A 16683-nucleotide genomic window follows, 5' to 3' on the forward strand; every position below is an offset into this window, starting at 1 on the left:
GGGCACCGTAGTGATCACAGCGCGACCGGGGACTCGGCGTCCGGGATCAGCAGGCGGGACGCGCCCGAGCCGTCGGCCGGGACCGACCAGACGTCCGCGTGGCCCGGGCCGCGGGGCAGGCCGTAACCGATCGTGTGGCCGTCGAGCCAGGCGGGCTGGTCGTCGACGCTGCGGGTCTCGGCCAGCGGCGTCACCTTCGACCCCGCCAGGTCCAGCACCGACAGCCGCCAGCCCTTGGCCGGGTCCCCGTCCACGGCGGACTTGAACGCCACCCGCGTCCCGTCCGGGGACAGCGACGGGCATTCGACGTTCTCGCGCAGCGTGCGGATCGTGTGCGCGGCGAAGTCGCCCGCGACCAGGTAGCGGCGGCCGGCCGTCGACATCGTCGCGTAGAAGTGGCGGTCGTCGCCGGTGAACGTGACGCCCCAGAAGTTGAGGTCGGCGGCCCCGTACGGCCGGCCGTCGAGCGTCACCGCGTAGTCCTCCAGCGTGCCCGCGAGGTCGCCGGTCGCCGTGTCGAGGATGCCGGCCCGGGTGGAGAACAGGCCGCCGTTGTACGAATCGCCGGTGACGAACACCGTCCACGCGAGCATCCGGCCGCTCGCCGACACCCGCGCCCGGTTCGGCAGCCCGACCAGCGGGATCTCCCGCCGCACCGCCAGGTTCCGGTCGAGCACGGCCAGCTGGTAGGTGGTCAGGTCGCCGTCCTGGCGCAGGCAGAGCCCGGTGCCGCCGGCGGCGTACACGCGCGCGCACGACAGCGGCGACACCGTCCGCGGGCCGCCGGGGTCGCCGGCGGGCACCGTGGCGACGTGCCCGCGGTCGGCGTCGGCGGTGCTGCGGAACAGCAGCCGCGGGCCGGGGGCGAGACTGACCGCGCCGGTCGCGGTGACGTCGTGGCCGCGTGCGCTCGCGAACCCGACGTAGGCGACCGCGGCCCCGGCGAGCACGAGCACGCCGGCGACCGCGATGAGGATCCGGGTTCTCACGCCGTCACCTTCCGCGGGGAGAGGACCGCGAACGTCACGGCGATCGCGGCCACGGCCCCGCCTGCGGCGACGCCGATCGCGAGGTCCGGGCCCCAGAACTGCCAGGCGAGTCCGAACAGGACGGACGAAGCGAAGTAGGCGAGCGCCTGCGCGGTCTGGACGAGCGAAATCCCGGTGGTGCGCAGCGACTCCGGCAGCAGCGGACCGGCGAGCGCCATGAGCACGCCGTCGGTCGCCGCGTAGAACGCGCCGTACAACGCCAGGCTCAGGGCGAACAGCGGCCAGCCGGACACCGGCCCGGCCAGCAGCAGGTAGACCAGGGCCAGCGCGCCGTACCCGCCGAGCACCACCGGCAGCCGCCCGACCCGGTCGGCCAGCGCGCCCAGCGGCGCCGCGAGCAGCAGGTAGCTCAGGTTCGTGCCGACCGCGAGCAGCGGGAACCAGCCCGTGGCGATGTCCTCCTTGTGCTGCAGCAGCAGGTAGACGAACCCGTCGCCGACCGTGGCGAGCCCGAGCACGCACGCGGCGACCAGCAGCCGCCGCACACCGCCGCCGCGGAGCAACGCGGCCGCCGCCCGTGGCGAGACCGGCGTCGCGGCCGCTTTCGGCGTCCGGTGGTCGCGGACGAACAGCACCAGCAGCAGCACGCCGATCGCGGCGATGCAGAAGCTGACGACGAACACGGCGTCGAAGGCGGCGGGATCGGCCGCGCCGACGGCGGCCAGCACGGCGAGCGCGACCAGCGGCCCGGCGAACGCGCCCATGCTGTCCATCGCGCGGTGGACGCCGAAGGCCCGCCCGAGCAGCGGTTCGGGCGCCGACAGCGTGATCAGCGCGTCCCGCGGCGCCGTCCGGAGGCCCTTGCCGGTGCGGTCGAGCGTGATCACCGCGCCGATCGCGGTCGCCGACGCGCCCGCGGCGAGCAGGCCGAGCTTGGCCACCGCGGACAACGCGTAGCCGGCCCCGGCCACGACCTTGCGGCGCCGGACCCGGTCGGCGACGTAACCGCCGACGACCCGCAGCAACGCCGTCGCGCCCGTGTAGAGGCCGTCGACCAGCCCGTACGCGGCCGGGCTCAGGTGCAGCCCGAGGACCAGGTACACGGGCAGGATCGCGGTGACCATCTCGGCGGAGACGTCGGTGACCAGGCTGACGGCGCCCAGCGCGAAGACGTTCGCGCCGACCGCCGAGAGCTTGCCCTTCGCGGCGTGCTCCCGGCGGCCCATGGTGGCGAGGTACACGCGGTTACTGCCAGACGTCGAGGATCGGCGACTTGCTCGCGGCGTTGCCGATGCCGGGCAGGCCGTAGGCCGCCTCGATGGTGCGCAGCACGGTGTAGTGGTTGATCGATTCGCTGTAGCTGCCGACCTTGACGTTCGCGCCGGTGAAGGTGGTGAAGATCTGGTTGACCGACGTGCCGCTGTCCTCGTCGAAGGTGGTGATCAGCAGGCTGTTGTGCGTCTTGGCCCACTGGGCGTAGGCGTCGAGGTGGTTCTTCAGCCAGGAGTCGCCGGTGCCGATGCTGCAGTCGTGCATGTCAGAGCACATGTCGGGCGTCACGAACGAAACGGTGGGCAGCTGGGTGAAGTCGGACGGGAACGCGGAGAACCGGACATTGCTCGCGGCGGGGACGTTCGAGAAGTCGACCCAGCTGTTGTGCTTGCGCCGGTAGGTGCCGCTGGAGCAGCCGGTGTAGCCGTCCGACGGCATGGCTTCGGAGTAGCCCTTGAAGGTCTTGCCCGCGTCGATCAGCTGGCGGCCGAGGTTGGCCTTCGCGCCGAGGTTGGCCGGGCAGCTGTCGTCGGTGACGCCCTGCGTCGCGCCGGAGAAGAGGGCGACGTAGTTCGGCTGGCTCGGGTGGGTGATCGCGAAGGAGTTCGTGAACTTCGCGCTCTGCGAGGCGAGGGAGTTGAAGTAGGGCGCGCTGGAACTGCCGTTGATCGAGGAGTACTTCTTGTTCTCGAACATGACCAGGACGATGTGGTCGAACGCCGGCACGGCCGCCGCGGTGGGCCGGACGGCGGCGGGCTCGTCCGTTCCGGTGACGACGGCCGCGGTGACGACGCCGGCGGTGACCAGGGCGGCCGCGGCGAACGCGGCGAAGATCCGCTTGCGGATCATGGGTCCTCCAGCACTGAGGGGGTGGGCGCCTCATGGTGCCCACGGCAGGGGACCGGATCGTGAGGTGCTGTGGTCCGGCTCGTGAACACCAGGAAACCTCCGGCGGACAACCGAAAGAGTGGGTGAACGGTTTTCCGGTGTCAACCTTCTTTCGTTGGTGCGCCGGGGGTCTGCCCGCCGCGCGGTAATCCGGTCGTGCCCCCGCGGACGAGCCGTTAACCTTCGCCACCATGGACGGCAAGCTGATCGACCGGCTCCGCGGCGCCCGGCGGGTCGCCGTGCTGACCGGGGCGGGCATCTCCACCGCGTCCGGGATCCCCGACTACCGCGGTCCCGAAGGAGTCTGGACGCGCACGCCGAGTGCCGTCAACGCCTTCACGATCGAGAACTTCATGGCCGACGCCGAGGTACGTCGCGAGCTCTGGCGCACGTACGCCGGGCACGCCGCCTGGCACGCCGAACCGAACGCCGCCCATCGCGCGCTGGCGGAGCTCGACAACGCCGGTGTCGCCGTCCGGGTGCTCACCCAGAACGTCGACGGCCTGCACCAGCGGGCCGGCCTCGCCCCGCGCAAGGTCCTCGAACTGCACGGCAGCATGCACACCACGCGGTGCACCGGGTGCGCGGCCGGCTTCCCGACCACCGAGATCCTCGCGGCGGGCGACGACGACCCGGCGTGCCCGCACTGCGGCGGCATCCTCCAGCCCGGCGTCGTCCTTTTCGGACAGTTGCTGGACGGCGCCGTCCTCGGTCACGCACGGAACATCGCGGCGGCGAGCGGGGTCTTCCTGGCCATCGGCAGTTCGCTGCAGGTGGAGCCGGCGGCGTCGCTGTGCACGGTCGCCGTCGAGGCCGGGGCGACGCTGGTCGTCGTCAACCGCGATCCGACGCCGTACGACTCCGACGCCGCTTTCGTGCTGCGGGACGACATCGAAACCGCCGTCCCGGAACTCTGCGCCGCCGTGGGCGACCGGTGATCCGTGAAGCCCGCGGTGACGACTGGCCCGCGATCTGGCCGATCATCCACGACGTCGTCACCGAACAGCAGACGTTCCCCTACGACCCGGCGATGACCGAAGACGACGCGCGCCGGATGTGGCTGTGCGCCCCGCCGGGCCGGGTGGTCGTCGCCCTCGACGGCGACCGGGTGACGGGCACGGCGAACATGTACGCCAACCGCCCGGGTCCCGGCAGCCACGTCGCCTCCGGCAGCCTGATGGTCGCGAAGGAGGCGCGCGGCGCGGGCGTGGGGCGGGCGCTCACGACGGACCTGATCGAGTGGGCCCGGCGGAGCGGGTTCGCGGCGATCCAGTTCAACGCGGTCGTGGCGGTGAACACGGCCGCGATCCGGTTGTACGAGAGCCTGGGCTTCGTGACGCTCGGAACGGCGCCGGGCGCGTTCCGCCATCCGGTCGCGGGGGAGGTCGGGCTCCGGATCATGTGGCTCGACCTGCGGTGATCCGTTCCGTTCTACGCGCTGAGCTGATCGTCCGGGGAATCCTGTGGTCCGGACAATTCTTCGGCGAAGATGGTGTCGATCTTCCGGGCCGCGGAGCGCAATTCCGCGACGCTCGCCACGAGCAGCGCCAACGCGGCGGCGGGCACCACGAGCAGCACGGGCGGCCACCCGAACGCGGCGACGGCGGCGACGCAGAACAAGGCGACGACAAGGAAGACTGCCCGGCCGGCGACCCGCGGCCACGCGGGACGGGGCTTGGCGTGCCGGCCGCTCGGTGTGCGGAAAACCGGCCGCGCAAGGGCAGCGTGGACACTCATCCAGACCTCCGAAATGTTCGTCGAACCGGCCGGGACAGGATTCCCGGCGACGGCACTGTGCACTGAGTCGGGCCGGACCTGCGTGCGGTTACCCGTCGTTATTGGTTCGAGTCCCAATTCCCGGAATCGAATTGATCGCCATTCCGGCGGGGTTTCGGCACCAGGGCCGTTCGGCCCGGATCCGTGCGCCGGAGGTCCCGCTCAGGAGTTGTGACCGAGGCCCTTGCCTTTGCCCTTGCCGGGGCTCTCGGCCCGCTCGGGCTTGCCCGCCTTCGGCGGCTGGCCATTGGCTGTGGGGTGGTCCCGGGCGACGACGGCGGGCTCGAGCGCGACCGGCTCGCTGGGACCCGGCTGCGAACCCGAGCCGCCGGAGCGCGGTTCCGGGGTACCGGACTCGGCGAGCGGCGGAGCGGACGACGCGGGCGGGGAGACGGCGGCGGGGGAGTTGGCGGCCGGCTGGGCGGGCGAGCCGGTCCCGGTTTCCTGTTCGACGAGCAGCATCGCACTCACGGCGGCGACGGCGGCCGCGGTCAACCCGGCCGCGGCGACCAGCCGGCGGCGCTTGGGGTTGTCGGCCGGGAGGTGGTGGAGGTGGGTCGGCGCGTCGGCGGCCGGCCCGGCGCTGCCAGTGGGGCTGGGGGCGCTGTCGGTGGGGGCGTGGTGGTTGGTGGGGCTGGGGGCGGCGGTGGTGTCGGTAGGGGCGTGGTGGTTGGTGGGGCTGGGGGCGGCGGTGGTGTCCGTGGGGGTGTGGTGGCCGGTGGGGCTGAGGGCCGCGGCGCTGTCGGCGCTGTCGGCGGTGATCGGGCCGGGGTGGGCCGAGATCCCGTGGTCGGCGGGATCACCGTGGCCCGCCGGGTCGGAAGCCGCGCTCGTCTCGTCGGGTGCCGGTCCGGCAGTCCCACCAACCTCACCAACCCCGCCCAGCGCGGTACCGGCGTCCAGCCGGCGGCGCCACCGCGGGGTGCGCTCGCGCCGGGTCCACGGCCGCGTCGGGGGCGGCGCGTGCAGCATGTCCAGTACCTTCGCCGCCGTCGGGCGGTCGGCGGGCTCTCGCTGGGTCATCCGGCGCAACGTGTACGCCAGCGCCAGCGGGGTTTGCTCCGGGATCCTGGGTGGTCTCGTCAGGCGGGCCATGGCCGCCTCGACCATGGTGCCCGGGTACTCCCGCTGCCCGGTCAGGCATTCCAGCAGGATCAAGCCGAGCGCGTACACGTCCGCCGGGGGACCCGCCGGCTCGCCCGACACCTGCTCCGGCGCCAGGTACGCCGCCGTGCCCGGGATCAGGCCCGTTCCCGTGATGTGGGTCGTGTCGAGGGCGTGGGCGATGCCGAAGTCGCCGATCAGGGGACCGTCCGCGGACACGAACACGTTGGCCGGCTTCAGGTCGCGGTGCACGATCCGCTGCGCGTGGACGTGGGCCAGTGCCTCGGCGAGCCCGTCGGCCAGCGCCGTCACCTCCGCCGCGGGCAAGGGGCCGCCCAGCAGCCGCTCGGCGAGGTTCTCGCCCTCGACGAGCTGCATCACCAGGTACGTCCGGCCGTGCTCGGTGCCGCTGTCCAGCAGCGCCACCACGCCCGGGTGGCTGATGCTGCCCTGGATCGTCATCTCGCGCAGCCGGCGCCGCTGGTCGAGCGCGACCGCGTCACGGTCGTAGATCTTGACCGCGACCTCGCGGTTCAGCCGGACGTCGTAGGCGCGGTAGACGCGGGCCGTGCCGCCGCTGCCGATCAGCCTGCCGACCTCGTAACGCCCGCCCAGCAGCCCCGGCGGCCGCTCGTCGTCGAGGGCCTGGCGCGGGGTGATGGTGAACTCGCCGAGCGCGTAACGGCCATGCGTGACCTCCGCCTCGTCACCCGTCGGCGGGCGCCCCGTTCTCCCGGCTTCGTCGGCCACGGGCGGCAGATACCCCGCACCGGCGCCCGGCAAACGTCGGAAGATCACGAAGGAAGTATCGTCCGGGGGCCCGCCGGCGTAACGGTCAGGGCCGCGCGAACGCGTCCACGCCGGTCAGCTGCGCCGACAGCGTCCACAGGCGCGCGGCCTGCTCGCGGTCGACGGCGTACCGGCGGACACCGGAGGCGGCGAGCCCCTCGGCGTCCTCCGGCGCGAGCTCGGCGACGTCGCAGTCCTCCAGGTACAACCCGCCGAGCCCGGTCAGCTGCGGCGAGGTCGCGGCCCAGACGGTGGTCGCGGCGCCCTGCTCCGGGGTCTTGAACCGCATCAGGTAGTTCCCGGCCTCGTCGATCCAGCCGCGTTCGATCATCTCCTCCCGCGGCAGGTGCCGCTGCAGGGGCGTCATGATGCCGCCGGGGTGCAGCGCGAAGGCGTGTACGTCCTTTTCGGCGCCCAGCTCGTCGAGCCGGACGGCGAAGAGCACGTTCGCCGTCTTGGCCTGGCCGTAGGCCTGCCACTTCTCGTAGCCGTGCTCGAAGTGGACGTCGTCCCAGCGGATGGGCGAGTAGTGGTGGCCGCGCGAGGACAGCGAAACCACGCGGGCGCCCTCGGCGATCGCCGGCCACAGCCGGTTGACCAGCGCGAAGTGGCCGAGGTGGTTGGTGGCGAACTGGGCTTCCCAGCCCGGCCCGACGCGGGTCTCCGGGCAGGCCATGATGCCGGCGTTGGCGATGAAGAGGTCGATCTGCCGCCCGGTGGCCAGGAACCGGACGGCGAACGCGCGGACGCTCTCGAGATCGCCCAGGTCCAGCTCGTCGACTTCGACGTTTTCGAGGCCGACGAGCGCTTCTTCGGCGGTGCCGCGGCGGCGGGCCGGGACGACGACGTGGGCACCGGCGCCGGCCAGCGCACGGGTGGTTTCGAGGCCGATACCGGAGTACCCGCCGGTGACGACGGCGAGCTTCCCGGTGAGGTCGGCGCCCGCGACGGCTTCGGCGGCCGTGGTGGTGGCGCCGAAGCCCGAACCGATCTTGTGCTGTGCGGTGGTCATACCCCGACGCTACGAGCTGGAGTGCGCTCCAGCGCAAATCGCGGACGAGGCCGAAACAGGGGACAATCGGCGGTGAGAGGCGCAGCCGACCCAGGAAGGCTCTGATGTCCGACTACTACGGGAACCAGCCCCAGGACGTCCGCCCGGGGATCGACGCGCGCCGCCTGTGGGCGGGCGGCGTGGCGACGGCGGTGGTCGCGGCCCTGCTCGCGGTCGTCGGGTTGCTGATCGCGCGCGGGATCTTCGAGGTCGAAGTACTGGCCCCAAAAGGCGAAGGCGTCTGGGGCAACGCGAGCACCACGACGTACGCGCTGGTCGCCGCCGCGGTGGCCCTGCTCGCCACCGGGCTGATGCACCTGCTGAGCGTGGCGACGCCGGCGCCGTCGCAGTTCTTCGGCTGGATCATGGTGCTGGTCACCCTGATCGCCGTGGTGCTGCCGCTGACCCTGACGGTCACGCCGAGCGCGAAGATCGCCACCGCCGTCATCAACCTCGTCATCGGGCTCGTCATCGCCGCGGTGGTGAACAGCATGGCGGCCAGCGCCCGCACGCTGCACCGGCGCCGCAGCCAGCAGAGCGCGACACCGCCGACGCCGCCGCCGACCCGGCAGCAGTGGACCCAGCAGGACCCGCCGACCCGGTACTACGACCGGTGACGGCGGTGGACGTCCGGGAGACCAACCGCCGGGTGATCGAGCAGTTCCGGGCGGGTGGCGAGGTCGAGGGCATGCACCGCGAGCGCCTGGCGCTGCTGACGACGACGGGCCGGATCTCCGGGGAGCCCCGCACGGTCCCGATGATGGTCCACCGCGACGGGACCCGGTGGCTGGTGGTGGCCTCCAACGTGGGGGCGCCCCGGCACCCGGACTGGTACCTGAACCTCGAGGCGGACCCGCGGGTGCGGGTCGAGGTGGACGGCCGCGAGTTCGACGCCGAGGCACTGCCGCTGCTCGGCGCCGACTACGTGCGGACGTGGACGGAGCTGGAGAAGGAGTACCCGTTCCTGGCGGACCACCAGGCGAAGGCGCGGCAGGCCAGACGGGTGATCCCCATCGTTGAGCTGTCCGAAGAGGACTGAAGTGGTCCTCTTCGGACGGTCCTACTTGCTCGCCACCCGGCGGTAGCGCGCGGTGGCCAGCGGGGCGAAGACCGCGATGATCGCCAGGCAGCACAGGATCGCGTACAGCGCCGCGTTCTCCGCGGGCCAGCCCGTCGGCGGGGCGCCGAACCGGTTGCCGAACAGGTCCCTCGTCGCGTTGATCACCGCCGTGAACGGGTTCCAGTCCGCGATCGCCTTGAGGAACGCCGGGAGCGTGTCCGTCGGGACGAACGCCGAGGAGATGAAGCTCAGCGGGAACATCCAGATCAGCCCCGCGCTCTGGGCGACCTCGACGCTGCGGGCTGCCAGGCCGATCAGGGCGCCCACCCACGACAGGGCCCACGCGAACATCAGCATCACCAGGTAACCCAGCAGCGCGTCCCAGAAACTGCCGCGGATCCGCCAGCCGACGAGCAGCCCGCACAGCGACATCACGACCAGCGCGACCACGCTGACGACCAGGTCCGACGTCGTCCGGCCGAGGACGACCGCGATCCGGGACATCGGCAGCGAGCGGAACCGGTCGATGATGCCCTTCTGCAGGTCGTTGGCGAAGCCGATGACGGTGAACGCCGAGTTGAACGCCACCGTCTGGGCGAAGATCCCGGCGATGAGGAACTCCCGGTACGCCGCGCCGCCCGCTTCGCCGCCGATCGCGTTGCCGAAGACGTAGGCGAACAGCAGGACGAACATGATCGGCTGCAGCGTCGCCGCCATCAGCCAGTCGGGGTTGCGGCGGACGTTCGTCAGGTTGCGCCACGTGACGATGCCGCCGTCGGAAATGCCCTTCGCGAGCGAGTTCACTTCGCGGCCTCCTCAGCCGAAGCACCGTGGCCGGTCAGGGACAGGAAGACGTCGTCCAGCGTCGGCCGGTGCAGGCCGACGTCCTGGACCGCGATGCCGTGGGCGTCGAGCCGCCGCAGGGCCTCGATCAGCGCCTTCGGCCCGGTGTCGACCAGGATCTCGGCGCGCCGCGTGTGGGCGTCGCCGGTCGGCTCGCCGGTGCCGACCTCGCGCAGCACGGCCAGGGTGGCCGGCAGGTCGTCCGCCGAGGCGACGACCAGTTCCAGGCGCTCGCCGCCGATCTGGGCCTTGAGCTCGTCCGCCGTGCCGCGCGCGATCACCCGGCCGTGGTCGATCACCACGATCGAGTCGGCGAGCTGGTCGGCTTCTTCGAGGTACTGGGTGGTCAGCAGCACGGTCGTGCCGTCGGCCACGAGCTCCTTGATGACCGCCCACGTGTCGAGGCGCCCGCCCGGGTCGAGGCCGGTGGTCGGCTCGTCCAGCACGACCACGGTCGGCTCGGCGACGAGCGCGCCGGCCAGGTCGAGCCGGCGGCGCATGCCCCCGGAGTAGCCCTTCGCCGGCCGGTCGGCGGCCTCGTCGAGCCGGAACCGCGTGAGCAGCTCCCGCGCGCGCGAGCGGGCTGCGGCCTTCTTCCGGCCGTAGAGCCGGCCGACCATGTAGAGGTTCTCGAAGCCGGTCAGGTTCTCGTCGACGGCGGCGTACTGGCCGGACAACCCGATCCGCTGCCGCACCTCGTCCGGCTCGGTCAGCACGTCGTAGCCCGCCACCGAAGCTTCACCCGAGTCCGGGCGTAGCAGCGTGGTCAGGATGCGCACGGTGGTGGTCTTCCCGGCGCCGTTCGGGCCGAGCAGGCCGAGCACGCGCCCGGCCGGGATGTCGAGATCGACGCCGTCGAGCGCGCGTGTCGACCCGTAGGTCTTCACGAGCCCGCGTACCCGGACGGCCGGGTCCGGTTCCCGCTGTGGCATGTCGGCTCCCCCTTCAGGTGACCCCGACAAGCTAGGCCACGCTGCCCGGTTTGTCCTCCGGGTTTCTCCCTGAGCCGGGTCAGTCCGCCGTGAGCGAGACCGTCAGTCCGGCGTCGGCTTGCTCCGGAAAACACGGAAGCGGGGAGGCCGGTTCACCCGGCCTCCCCGCTTCGGTGTTTCAGTGTCAGCTCAAGGTGACAGCCACGTCGTCGATGACGAACGAGGTCTGCAGGGAGCTGTCTTCGGTGCCGGTGAACTTCAGCGCGAGGGTGCCGCCGGCCGCCGACGAGACGTCAATGGTCTTCAGCACGTACCCGGACGCCTTGTTCAGGTTGGAGTAGCTGCCCAGCGTCGCGCTGCCGTTGGTGACGGTCAGCTTGTCGTAGGCGGTGGAGGTGGTCGTCTCCGCGGTGTCGATGTGCAGGTAGAACGTCAGGCTGGCGTGGCAGCCCGCCGGGATGCTCACCGACTGCGCGATCGACTCCGTGGTCGTGCTGCCGTAGCCGTCCAGCCAGGACGAGTACGTGCCGCCGTGCGCGGCCTGACCCTGCGAGCCCCACTGGCCGATCGAGCCGGTGGTGCCGGTCCAGCTGGTGGTGCCGGACTCGAAGCCGCCGTTGGCGATCTTCTGGCCGGAGCAGCCGCCGGTGGTGCCGACCGTCCACGAGAACGACGCCGTGCCCGACTTGCCCGCGCTGTCGGTCGCCGTCACCGTGACGTTCGAGGTGCCCGCGGTGGTCGCGGTGCCCGAGATCGTGCCGGTGGACGAGCTGATCGACAGGCCGGCCGGCAGGCCGGTGGCCGACCAGGTGTAGGGCGCGGTGCCACCGGAAGCCGACAGCGGCAGGTTCACCGAAGCGCCGGTCACGGTGGACTGGTTGCCCGGGTTGGACACGGTGACCGTGCCGGTCGCCGAGCAGGTCGGGTCGGCCGACTGGGCCGGCACGCTGATCGCGTCCCACGCCGCCTTGACGGTGTTGAACTCGGTGCAGCTGCCCGGGAACAGGTTCTTCGCCGCGGTCAGCGTCCAGGTGCGGTACTTCAGGTACGAGCTGCTGGAGGTCTTGAGCAGCATCGCGTTGTAGAAGATCTTCATCGCGGCCTGCACGCCGAGGCCGGTGATGCTGGAGCTGTTGCACGTGGTGCTGGTCGGCTGCCCGTTGGTCGGGTTGGTGCCCTCGGCCAGCAGGTAGAACCAGTGGTTGCCGGGGCCGGCGGCCGCGTGCACCTCACCGTTGGGGACCGAGCTGTCGTAGCAGTTCTTGTCGCCCAGCGCCGACGGGTTGTACATGTTGCGGATCGGGCCGGAGCCGACCAGGTTGATCGTCTCGCCGACGAGGAAGTCCGGGACGTCACCGCCCGACGGCTCGTTCGCGAACCACTCGGTGGAGGCGCCGAAGACGTCCGCGACGAACTCCTGCGTGCCCGCGTTGGAGATGCCGCCCGGCGTGTGGTCGTCGATGCCGTGCCCGAGCTCGTGCGCGACGACGTCGATCGAGCTGATCCACTGGCCGTTGGTGTTCTTGCCGATCTGGACCTGGCTGCCGTCGTAGTAGGCGTTCTGGTCGTTCAGGCCGACGCGGATCGGCCAGCCGCCGCCGTTGCCGTCGAAGCTGTTGCGGCCCAGCCACTGCGAGAGCATCTTGTTCTCGGTCTGGAGGGCGAACAGGGCGTCGACGCAGCCGGTCTCCCGGCTGGTGGCGTTGCCGTTGCCCCACGCGTCGTCGGGACCGCTGAACGTCGTGTTGCTGGCCGCGTCCTGGCAGGCTTCGTTGGTGTGGGACGGATCCTTCAGCGAGTACGTGCTGCCGGACTGCGTGGTGTCGAGGTGCACCGGGTTCGGGCGGTTGTAGGCGCTGGTGCCGTCACCGTTCATGACGTGTTCCTGCGTGTGGAGCACCTTCCCGGTGGCGGCGTCGACGATGACGTCGAGCCGGCTCGGCCCTTCGGCGTCGCGGCCGGCCACGGTGCTCTTCCACGCCAGCGTCGGCGCGCCGAGCGCGTAGACGACCTGCTGGGCGGGACTGACGCTGTCCACCGCGGACAGCTGCTGCCGCGCGGTCGCCTCCGCCGCGGCCGCCGAGACCTTCGCGGTGTTGGTCGCGAGGTTGATCGTCTGGTCCTGGGCGACGGAGGTGCCGAGCACCTGGCCCGTCGAGTCGGTCGCGACCACGAAGTCGCCGCCCACCACGGGCAGGCCCTTGTAGCTGCGCTCGTAGGGGATGTACTTCAGGCCGTTGGTCGAGGAAATCGCTTTCTGGGCCAGGAAAACGTCGTCCGCGCTCGCGTGCAGAGCGGCGGGCCTGCTCGCCACGAGCCCGGCCGCCGCCGACACGGCCAGGGTCTGGGCGTCCGGGACGGCGTTCGGGGTGGCGGGCTGGGCCTGAGCGGCGGTGGTCGTGCACAGCGCGGCGACCAGCGCGCCGCTCGCGGCCAAGACGAGTGGACGTCTCAGATGCATCGAAGGATCTCCTCCGGGCAGGGCGAACCGGCCCGGTGACAGGCCGGGCCGAGAACGGGGACGACGGGGAATAAACGTGCGGCTTAGCGGAAATCAGCATCCGGTGCCGAAGCCTCGTGAACAAGCGACGAACGTACGGTCTTATCTGCATGTCGCAATACGTCCCAAATAGGACATTCGACACTATTGGGATACCGGTCGTTGTCTGTCCAATGCGGACTGGAGGCGGATCACCGCCGTTCGGCCGATCTTCACTGCCCCCGAGACGACGAAGGCCCCTTCGCCGGGAATCGGCGAAGGGGCCTTCGGTGGTTCTGCGGTCAGGCGGTCTTCTCACGCTTCGGGAGCTTCCAGCCCGGGCGCACGAAGTGGCACGTGTACCCGTTCGGGATGCGCTGCAGGTAGTCCTGGTGCTCCGGCTCGGCCTCCCAGAAGTCGCCCACCGGGCTGACCTCGGTGACGACCTTGCCCGGCCACAGGCCCGACGCGTCGACGTCGGCGATGGTGTCCTCGGCGACCCGCTTCTGCTCGTCGTTTTCGAAGAAGATCGCCGAGCGGTAGCTCAGCCCGATGTCGTTGCCCTGGCGGTTCTTCGTCGTGGGGTCGTGCACCTGGAAGAAGAACTCGAGCAGGTCGCGGAACGTGGTCTGCGCGGGGTCGTAGATCACCTCGATGGCCTCGGCGTGGGTGCCGTGGTTGCGGTAGGTGGCGTTGGGGACGTCGCCGCCGCTGTAACCGACCCGGGTCGAGATCACCCCGGGCTGACGGCGGAACAGCTCCTGCATGCCCCAGAAGCAGCCGCCGGCCAGGACGGCCCTTTCGGTTGACGTGGTCACGGCGTCACTCCTTCTCCTCGTGCGGTGCTACCGCCCGTTACAACTGCCCCGGACCTCCGATGATTCCACGCCGGTATTACGGATGCCTGACGTCCGTGGGACGATGGGGCGGGACGGGATGGCTCCCGGGAGGCGCGATGCGCGAAGACGACATCGCCACGGAACACTCCGGCGGCGTACTGGTCGTCGAAATGCGCGGAGAACCGGACATCGACGCTGTGCGGCAGCGGACGGGGGCGCTCGAAGCCGCCGTCTGCGAGCTGCCGGGGCCGCCCCTGCTGGTGCTCGACCTCGGCAAACTGGAGTTCCTGTCGGTCCGCGGGGTCCGCGGGCTGCAGGACGTGATCGAACGGTGCCGCACGCGCCGGATCGCGGGCTGCCTGATCGTGCCGCCCGGCAGCGAGGTCGAACGGGTGGTGCGGCTCACCGGCCTGGCCGGCCGGGTACCGGTGTTCCCCCACCGCCTGCTCGCGATCGCCCGGTACCAGCCGGTCGAGATGCGCTGGCTGCCGCGCTGAACGTCAGCCGGGTTCGCGCACGAGTTCCGCCGCGGCCTCGGCGAAGGCGCGCACCCGCGCGGACGCCGTGCCGGCGGCCCACACGAGTCCCCACTCGAGCGGCGGGGCGCCGTCGAGCGGCACGTAGGCGACGTCGGGCCGCGGGTGGTAACGGCGGACGTGGGCACCGACCGGCAGCACCCCCGCGCCGGCGCCGGCCAGGGTGAGCAGCTCCTGCAGGCCGGCCCGCGGCCGCGGTTCGGTGTCCGGCGCGTGGTCGTCGAGCCACGGGTCCGGCAGCGACCACCGCAGCACGGTGACCCGGGCGAGGTCGGCGACCGGCACCGCGTCCCGGCGGGCGAACGGGTGTCCGGCCGCGACGGCGAGGAAGCGCCGCTCCCGCACCAGCACCGGGCCGGTGACCAGGTCCGGGCCGGGCAGCGGGAGCCCGGTCAGCACGACGTCCACCTCGCCCTCGCGCAGCCAGGGCAGGACCTCGGCCGGGCGCACCTCGCGGAACTCGACCGAGCAGCCGGGGGCCCGTTGCCGGAACCGCTCGGCCACCCCGGCGAGCAGCTGCCCGCCCGCGGCGTCGCCGAACGCCACGCGCAGCGTGCCGGTGACCCCGCGGCCGGCTTCGACGGCGTCGGCCAGCGCCGCCTCGACCGCCGAGAAGGCCGGACCCAGGTCGGCGCGGAACCGCCGCCCGGCCGGCGTCAGCTCGACGCGGCGGCTGGTCCGGGTGAACAGGGGCGCGCCGATCCGCCGTTCCAGCTTGCGGATCGTCTGGCTGACCTGCGCGGTGGACACGTGCAGCCGCTCGGCCGTGCGGCCGAAGTGCAGCTCCCCGGCCAGCGTCAGGAACGTCTCGAGCTCCTGCCACCGCGGCATGTCGCGCCCCCGATCGTCAACTCGTGTTTGACGATCGTGGCACGAACCCGCGTTGATCGGCTTCGCGGGTGTCCGCAGGCTGGAGGCCATGAACCACCTCGAGAAGGAGCTCCGATGCCGGACCTGAACGACCGCCTGGAGATCGTCGACGCGCTGTACCGCTTCGCGCTCGGCCAGGACCTCAAGGACCGCGAGCTGTTCGCGTCGTCGTTCGCCGCCGACGCGGAGGTGGACTTCCGGCCGGCGGCCGCGCGGTGGGGCGGACGGCCGCCGCTGATGACCGGGCGGGACGCGATCGTGGACACGATCCTGGCGCTGTTCGCCGGCCGCGTCGACACCACGCACCAGGTGACCAACCCGCGCGTGACCGTGGACGGCGACACGGCCCGCCTGACGGCGCTGGTCGAGGCCCAGCACCTGCTGAGCCCGGACCACCGCACGCACGCCCTGCTGAAGAACCGCTACGACGTCGCCCTGGTCCGCGACGGCGACCGGTGGTTGATGCGCCGCGTCGTCATCGAGAACGCCTGGTACACCGGCGATCCGGTGGCCATCTTCGGGTGAGCGTCAGCCGAGGCCGTAGGTCTGCGGGTAGTCCACCGTGCACACGAGGGCGTCCCGGCGCGCGCGTCCGCCCGGCGGGGCGATCAGCGGGCTGGCGGTGTGCAGGAAGCGGGCGTCCTCGAACACGATGAGCTGCCCCGGCTCCAGCCGCTGCCGGTGGACCGCGGTGTCCGGGGCGTCCGGGCGGAAGAGCGTCGTCTCCGCGCCGGAGCCGTCGCGGTCCACGACGTAGACGAAGACGAACTCCTCGCCGTCGGCGTGCGGCCGCGTCACGACGTTGGTGAAGGTCCGGAAGATGTTGACACCGAAGGTTCCCCGCGCGCGGCGGCGGCCGTCCGGGATGAGGCCGAGCGCGGCGCGGATCCAGGCGGCGAACAGGGCGTCGTGGGCCACCGGCGTGCGGGCGTACTCGCGCCGCTCGGGACGGCCGCCGCGGTCCTCGATGGCGATCTCGGGGTGCTCGGCCAGCGTCACGTCCTCGCCGCGCCACGCGTACTCGACGACGTCGCGGGCCCGCTCCCGGTCGGCGGGGATGTCGCCGGGGTAGCGGCGGAGCACGTCCTTGGTGAAGTACGTGCGCAGGAGGTGTTCACGCAGGCGCGCGCCGGGCAGGCCCAGCTCGTCGTCGGACACGACGAGGTAGCCGTCGGTGTCGAGCCGCTTCCGGTGCAGCCGGAGTTCTTCGCGTGCGGGAACGGGGAAATCGAAAGCCATGCGTGGGTCCCAACGT

Annotated in this window: 18 protein-coding genes; 6 read left to right on the forward strand and 12 right to left on the reverse strand. The window is 71.9% G+C overall.

The window, feature by feature from the left end:
- Nucleotides 1-14: 14 nt before the first annotated feature.
- Genes DV20_RS00440 through DV20_RS00450 form a run of 3 tightly spaced genes read right to left on the reverse strand, consistent with a single transcriptional unit; the run spans nt 15 to nt 3110 of the window.
- Complete coding sequence (locus DV20_RS00440; protein ID WP_043775117.1) at nt 15-989, reverse strand: TolB-like translocation protein; 975 nt, start codon at nt 987-989, stop codon at nt 15-17.
- A complete protein-coding gene (locus DV20_RS00445) occupies nt 986-2230 on the reverse strand; it encodes an MFS transporter (protein ID WP_407638302.1) in 1245 nt (414 codons plus the stop codon). Before DV20_RS00445 ends, DV20_RS00440 begins: the two co-directional genes overlap by 4 nt.
- Before the next feature lie 4 nt (nt 2231-2234).
- Entirely contained in the window at nt 2235-3110 is an 876-nt protein-coding gene (locus DV20_RS00450) for an alkaline phosphatase family protein (protein ID WP_043775118.1), read from the reverse strand.
- Between the two features lie 230 nt (nt 3111-3340).
- Here DV20_RS00450 and DV20_RS00455 point away from each other — a divergent pair, with 230 nt between their 5' ends.
- Complete coding sequence (locus tag DV20_RS00455) at nt 3341-4087, forward strand: SIR2 family NAD-dependent protein deacylase (protein ID WP_043775120.1); 747 nt, start codon at nt 3341-3343, stop codon at nt 4085-4087.
- Nucleotides 4084-4569 carry a GNAT family N-acetyltransferase gene (locus tag DV20_RS00460; protein ID WP_200876327.1) on the forward strand — a complete coding sequence of 162 codons (486 nt, stop codon included), beginning with the start codon at nt 4084-4086 and terminating at the stop codon, nt 4567-4569. Before DV20_RS00455 ends, DV20_RS00460 begins: the two co-directional genes overlap by 4 nt.
- A gap of 11 nt (nt 4570-4580) precedes the next feature.
- On the opposite strand, the gene DV20_RS00465 is transcribed toward DV20_RS00460, so the two are convergent.
- The 3 genes from DV20_RS00465 to DV20_RS00475 all read right to left on the reverse strand — a co-directional run bounded on the left by DV20_RS00465 (nt 4581) and on the right by DV20_RS00475 (nt 7830).
- Entirely contained in the window at nt 4581-4886 is a 306-nt protein-coding gene (locus DV20_RS00465; RefSeq protein ID WP_043775121.1) for a hypothetical protein, read from the reverse strand.
- 201 nt (nt 4887-5087) lie between these two features.
- A complete protein-coding gene (locus DV20_RS00470) occupies nt 5088-6827 on the reverse strand; it encodes a serine/threonine-protein kinase (RefSeq protein WP_235190667.1) in 1740 nt (579 codons plus the stop codon).
- A gap of 37 nt (nt 6828-6864) precedes the next feature.
- Nucleotides 6865-7830: an SDR family NAD(P)-dependent oxidoreductase gene (locus DV20_RS00475; RefSeq protein ID WP_043775122.1), complete on the reverse strand. Its 966-nt coding sequence runs from the start codon at nt 7828-7830 to the stop codon at nt 6865-6867.
- A gap of 104 nt (nt 7831-7934) precedes the next feature.
- Between DV20_RS00475 and DV20_RS00480 the strand changes: the two genes are divergently transcribed.
- The gene (locus DV20_RS00480) at nt 7935-8486 is read left to right on the forward strand and encodes a DUF6069 family protein (protein ID WP_043775123.1); all 552 of its coding nucleotides are present in this window, start codon (nt 7935-7937) and stop codon (nt 8484-8486) included.
- Nucleotides 8483-8908 carry a nitroreductase/quinone reductase family protein gene (locus DV20_RS00485; RefSeq protein WP_043775124.1) on the forward strand — a complete coding sequence of 142 codons (426 nt, stop codon included), beginning with the start codon at nt 8483-8485 and terminating at the stop codon, nt 8906-8908. The genes DV20_RS00480 and DV20_RS00485 overlap by 4 nt, the downstream gene beginning before the upstream one ends.
- 21 nt (nt 8909-8929) lie before the next feature.
- On the opposite strand, the gene DV20_RS00490 is transcribed toward DV20_RS00485, so the two are convergent.
- From DV20_RS00490 to msrA, 4 genes are all read right to left on the reverse strand, one after another.
- Nucleotides 8930-9733 (reverse strand): ABC transporter permease, encoded by an 804-nt coding sequence (locus DV20_RS00490; protein WP_043775127.1) that lies wholly within the window; start codon nt 9731-9733, stop codon nt 8930-8932.
- A complete protein-coding gene (locus DV20_RS00495; protein WP_043775129.1) occupies nt 9730-10704 on the reverse strand; it encodes a daunorubicin resistance protein DrrA family ABC transporter ATP-binding protein in 975 nt (324 codons plus the stop codon). Before DV20_RS00495 ends, DV20_RS00490 begins: the two co-directional genes overlap by 4 nt.
- 184 nt (nt 10705-10888) lie before the next feature.
- Nucleotides 10889-13165 carry a M4 family metallopeptidase gene (locus DV20_RS00500; protein ID WP_043775132.1) on the reverse strand — a complete coding sequence of 759 codons (2277 nt, stop codon included), beginning with the start codon at nt 13163-13165 and terminating at the stop codon, nt 10889-10891.
- A gap of 320 nt (nt 13166-13485) precedes the next feature.
- Nucleotides 13486-14001 (reverse strand): peptide-methionine (S)-S-oxide reductase MsrA, encoded by a 516-nt coding sequence (gene msrA / locus DV20_RS00505; protein WP_043775135.1) that lies wholly within the window; start codon nt 13999-14001, stop codon nt 13486-13488.
- 137 nt (nt 14002-14138) lie between these two features.
- On the opposite strand from msrA, the gene DV20_RS00510 reads away from it, so the two are divergent.
- Nucleotides 14139-14519 carry an STAS domain-containing protein gene (locus DV20_RS00510; RefSeq protein ID WP_043775137.1) on the forward strand — a complete coding sequence of 127 codons (381 nt, stop codon included), beginning with the start codon at nt 14139-14141 and terminating at the stop codon, nt 14517-14519.
- 3 nt (nt 14520-14522) lie between these two features.
- Here DV20_RS00510 and DV20_RS00515 read toward each other — a convergent pair whose 3' ends face one another.
- A complete protein-coding gene (locus DV20_RS00515) occupies nt 14523-15389 on the reverse strand; it encodes a LysR family transcriptional regulator (protein WP_043775140.1) in 867 nt (288 codons plus the stop codon).
- A gap of 114 nt (nt 15390-15503) precedes the next feature.
- On the opposite strand from DV20_RS00515, the gene DV20_RS00520 reads away from it, so the two are divergent.
- The gene (locus DV20_RS00520; RefSeq protein WP_043775143.1) at nt 15504-15953 is read left to right on the forward strand and encodes a nuclear transport factor 2 family protein; all 450 of its coding nucleotides are present in this window, start codon (nt 15504-15506) and stop codon (nt 15951-15953) included.
- Nucleotides 15954-15956: 3 nt separating this feature from the next.
- Here DV20_RS00520 and DV20_RS00525 read toward each other — a convergent pair whose 3' ends face one another.
- A complete protein-coding gene (locus DV20_RS00525; protein ID WP_043775146.1) occupies nt 15957-16667 on the reverse strand; it encodes a 2OG-Fe dioxygenase family protein in 711 nt (236 codons plus the stop codon).
- Between the last annotated feature and the right edge of the window lie 16 nt (nt 16668-16683).

This window comes from Amycolatopsis rifamycinica (assembly GCF_000695625.1).
In the GTDB taxonomy this organism is placed as follows: domain Bacteria; phylum Actinomycetota; class Actinomycetes; order Mycobacteriales; family Pseudonocardiaceae; genus Amycolatopsis; species Amycolatopsis rifamycinica.

Bases quoted from the DNA above. Each gene is read 5' to 3' on its own strand.
- DV20_RS00450 (WP_043775118.1), bottom strand. From the start codon at position 3,110: ATGATCCGCAAGCGGATCTTCGCCGCGTTCGCCGCGGCCGCCCTGGTC.
- DV20_RS00455 (WP_043775120.1), top strand. From the start codon at position 3,341: ATGGACGGCAAGCTGATCGACCGGCTCCGCGGCGCCCGGCGGGTCGCC.
- DV20_RS00465 (WP_043775121.1), bottom strand. From the start codon at position 4,886: ATGAGTGTCCACGCTGCCCTTGCGCGGCCGGTTTTCCGCACACCGAGC.
- DV20_RS00475 (WP_043775122.1), bottom strand. From the start codon at position 7,830: ATGACCACCGCACAGCACAAGATCGGTTCGGGCTTCGGCGCCACCACC.
- DV20_RS00480 (WP_043775123.1), top strand. From the start codon at position 7,935: ATGTCCGACTACTACGGGAACCAGCCCCAGGACGTCCGCCCGGGGATC.
- DV20_RS00495 (WP_043775129.1), bottom strand. From the start codon at position 10,704: ATGCCACAGCGGGAACCGGACCCGGCCGTCCGGGTACGCGGGCTCGTG.
- DV20_RS00500 (WP_043775132.1), bottom strand. From the start codon at position 13,165: ATGCATCTGAGACGTCCACTCGTCTTGGCCGCGAGCGGCGCGCTGGTC.
- DV20_RS00510 (WP_043775137.1), top strand. From the start codon at position 14,139: ATGCGCGAAGACGACATCGCCACGGAACACTCCGGCGGCGTACTGGTC.
- DV20_RS00515 (WP_043775140.1), bottom strand. From the start codon at position 15,389: ATGCCGCGGTGGCAGGAGCTCGAGACGTTCCTGACGCTGGCCGGGGAG.
- DV20_RS00520 (WP_043775143.1), top strand. From the start codon at position 15,504: ATGCCGGACCTGAACGACCGCCTGGAGATCGTCGACGCGCTGTACCGC.
- DV20_RS00525 (WP_043775146.1), bottom strand. From the start codon at position 16,667: ATGGCTTTCGATTTCCCCGTTCCCGCACGCGAAGAACTCCGGCTGCAC.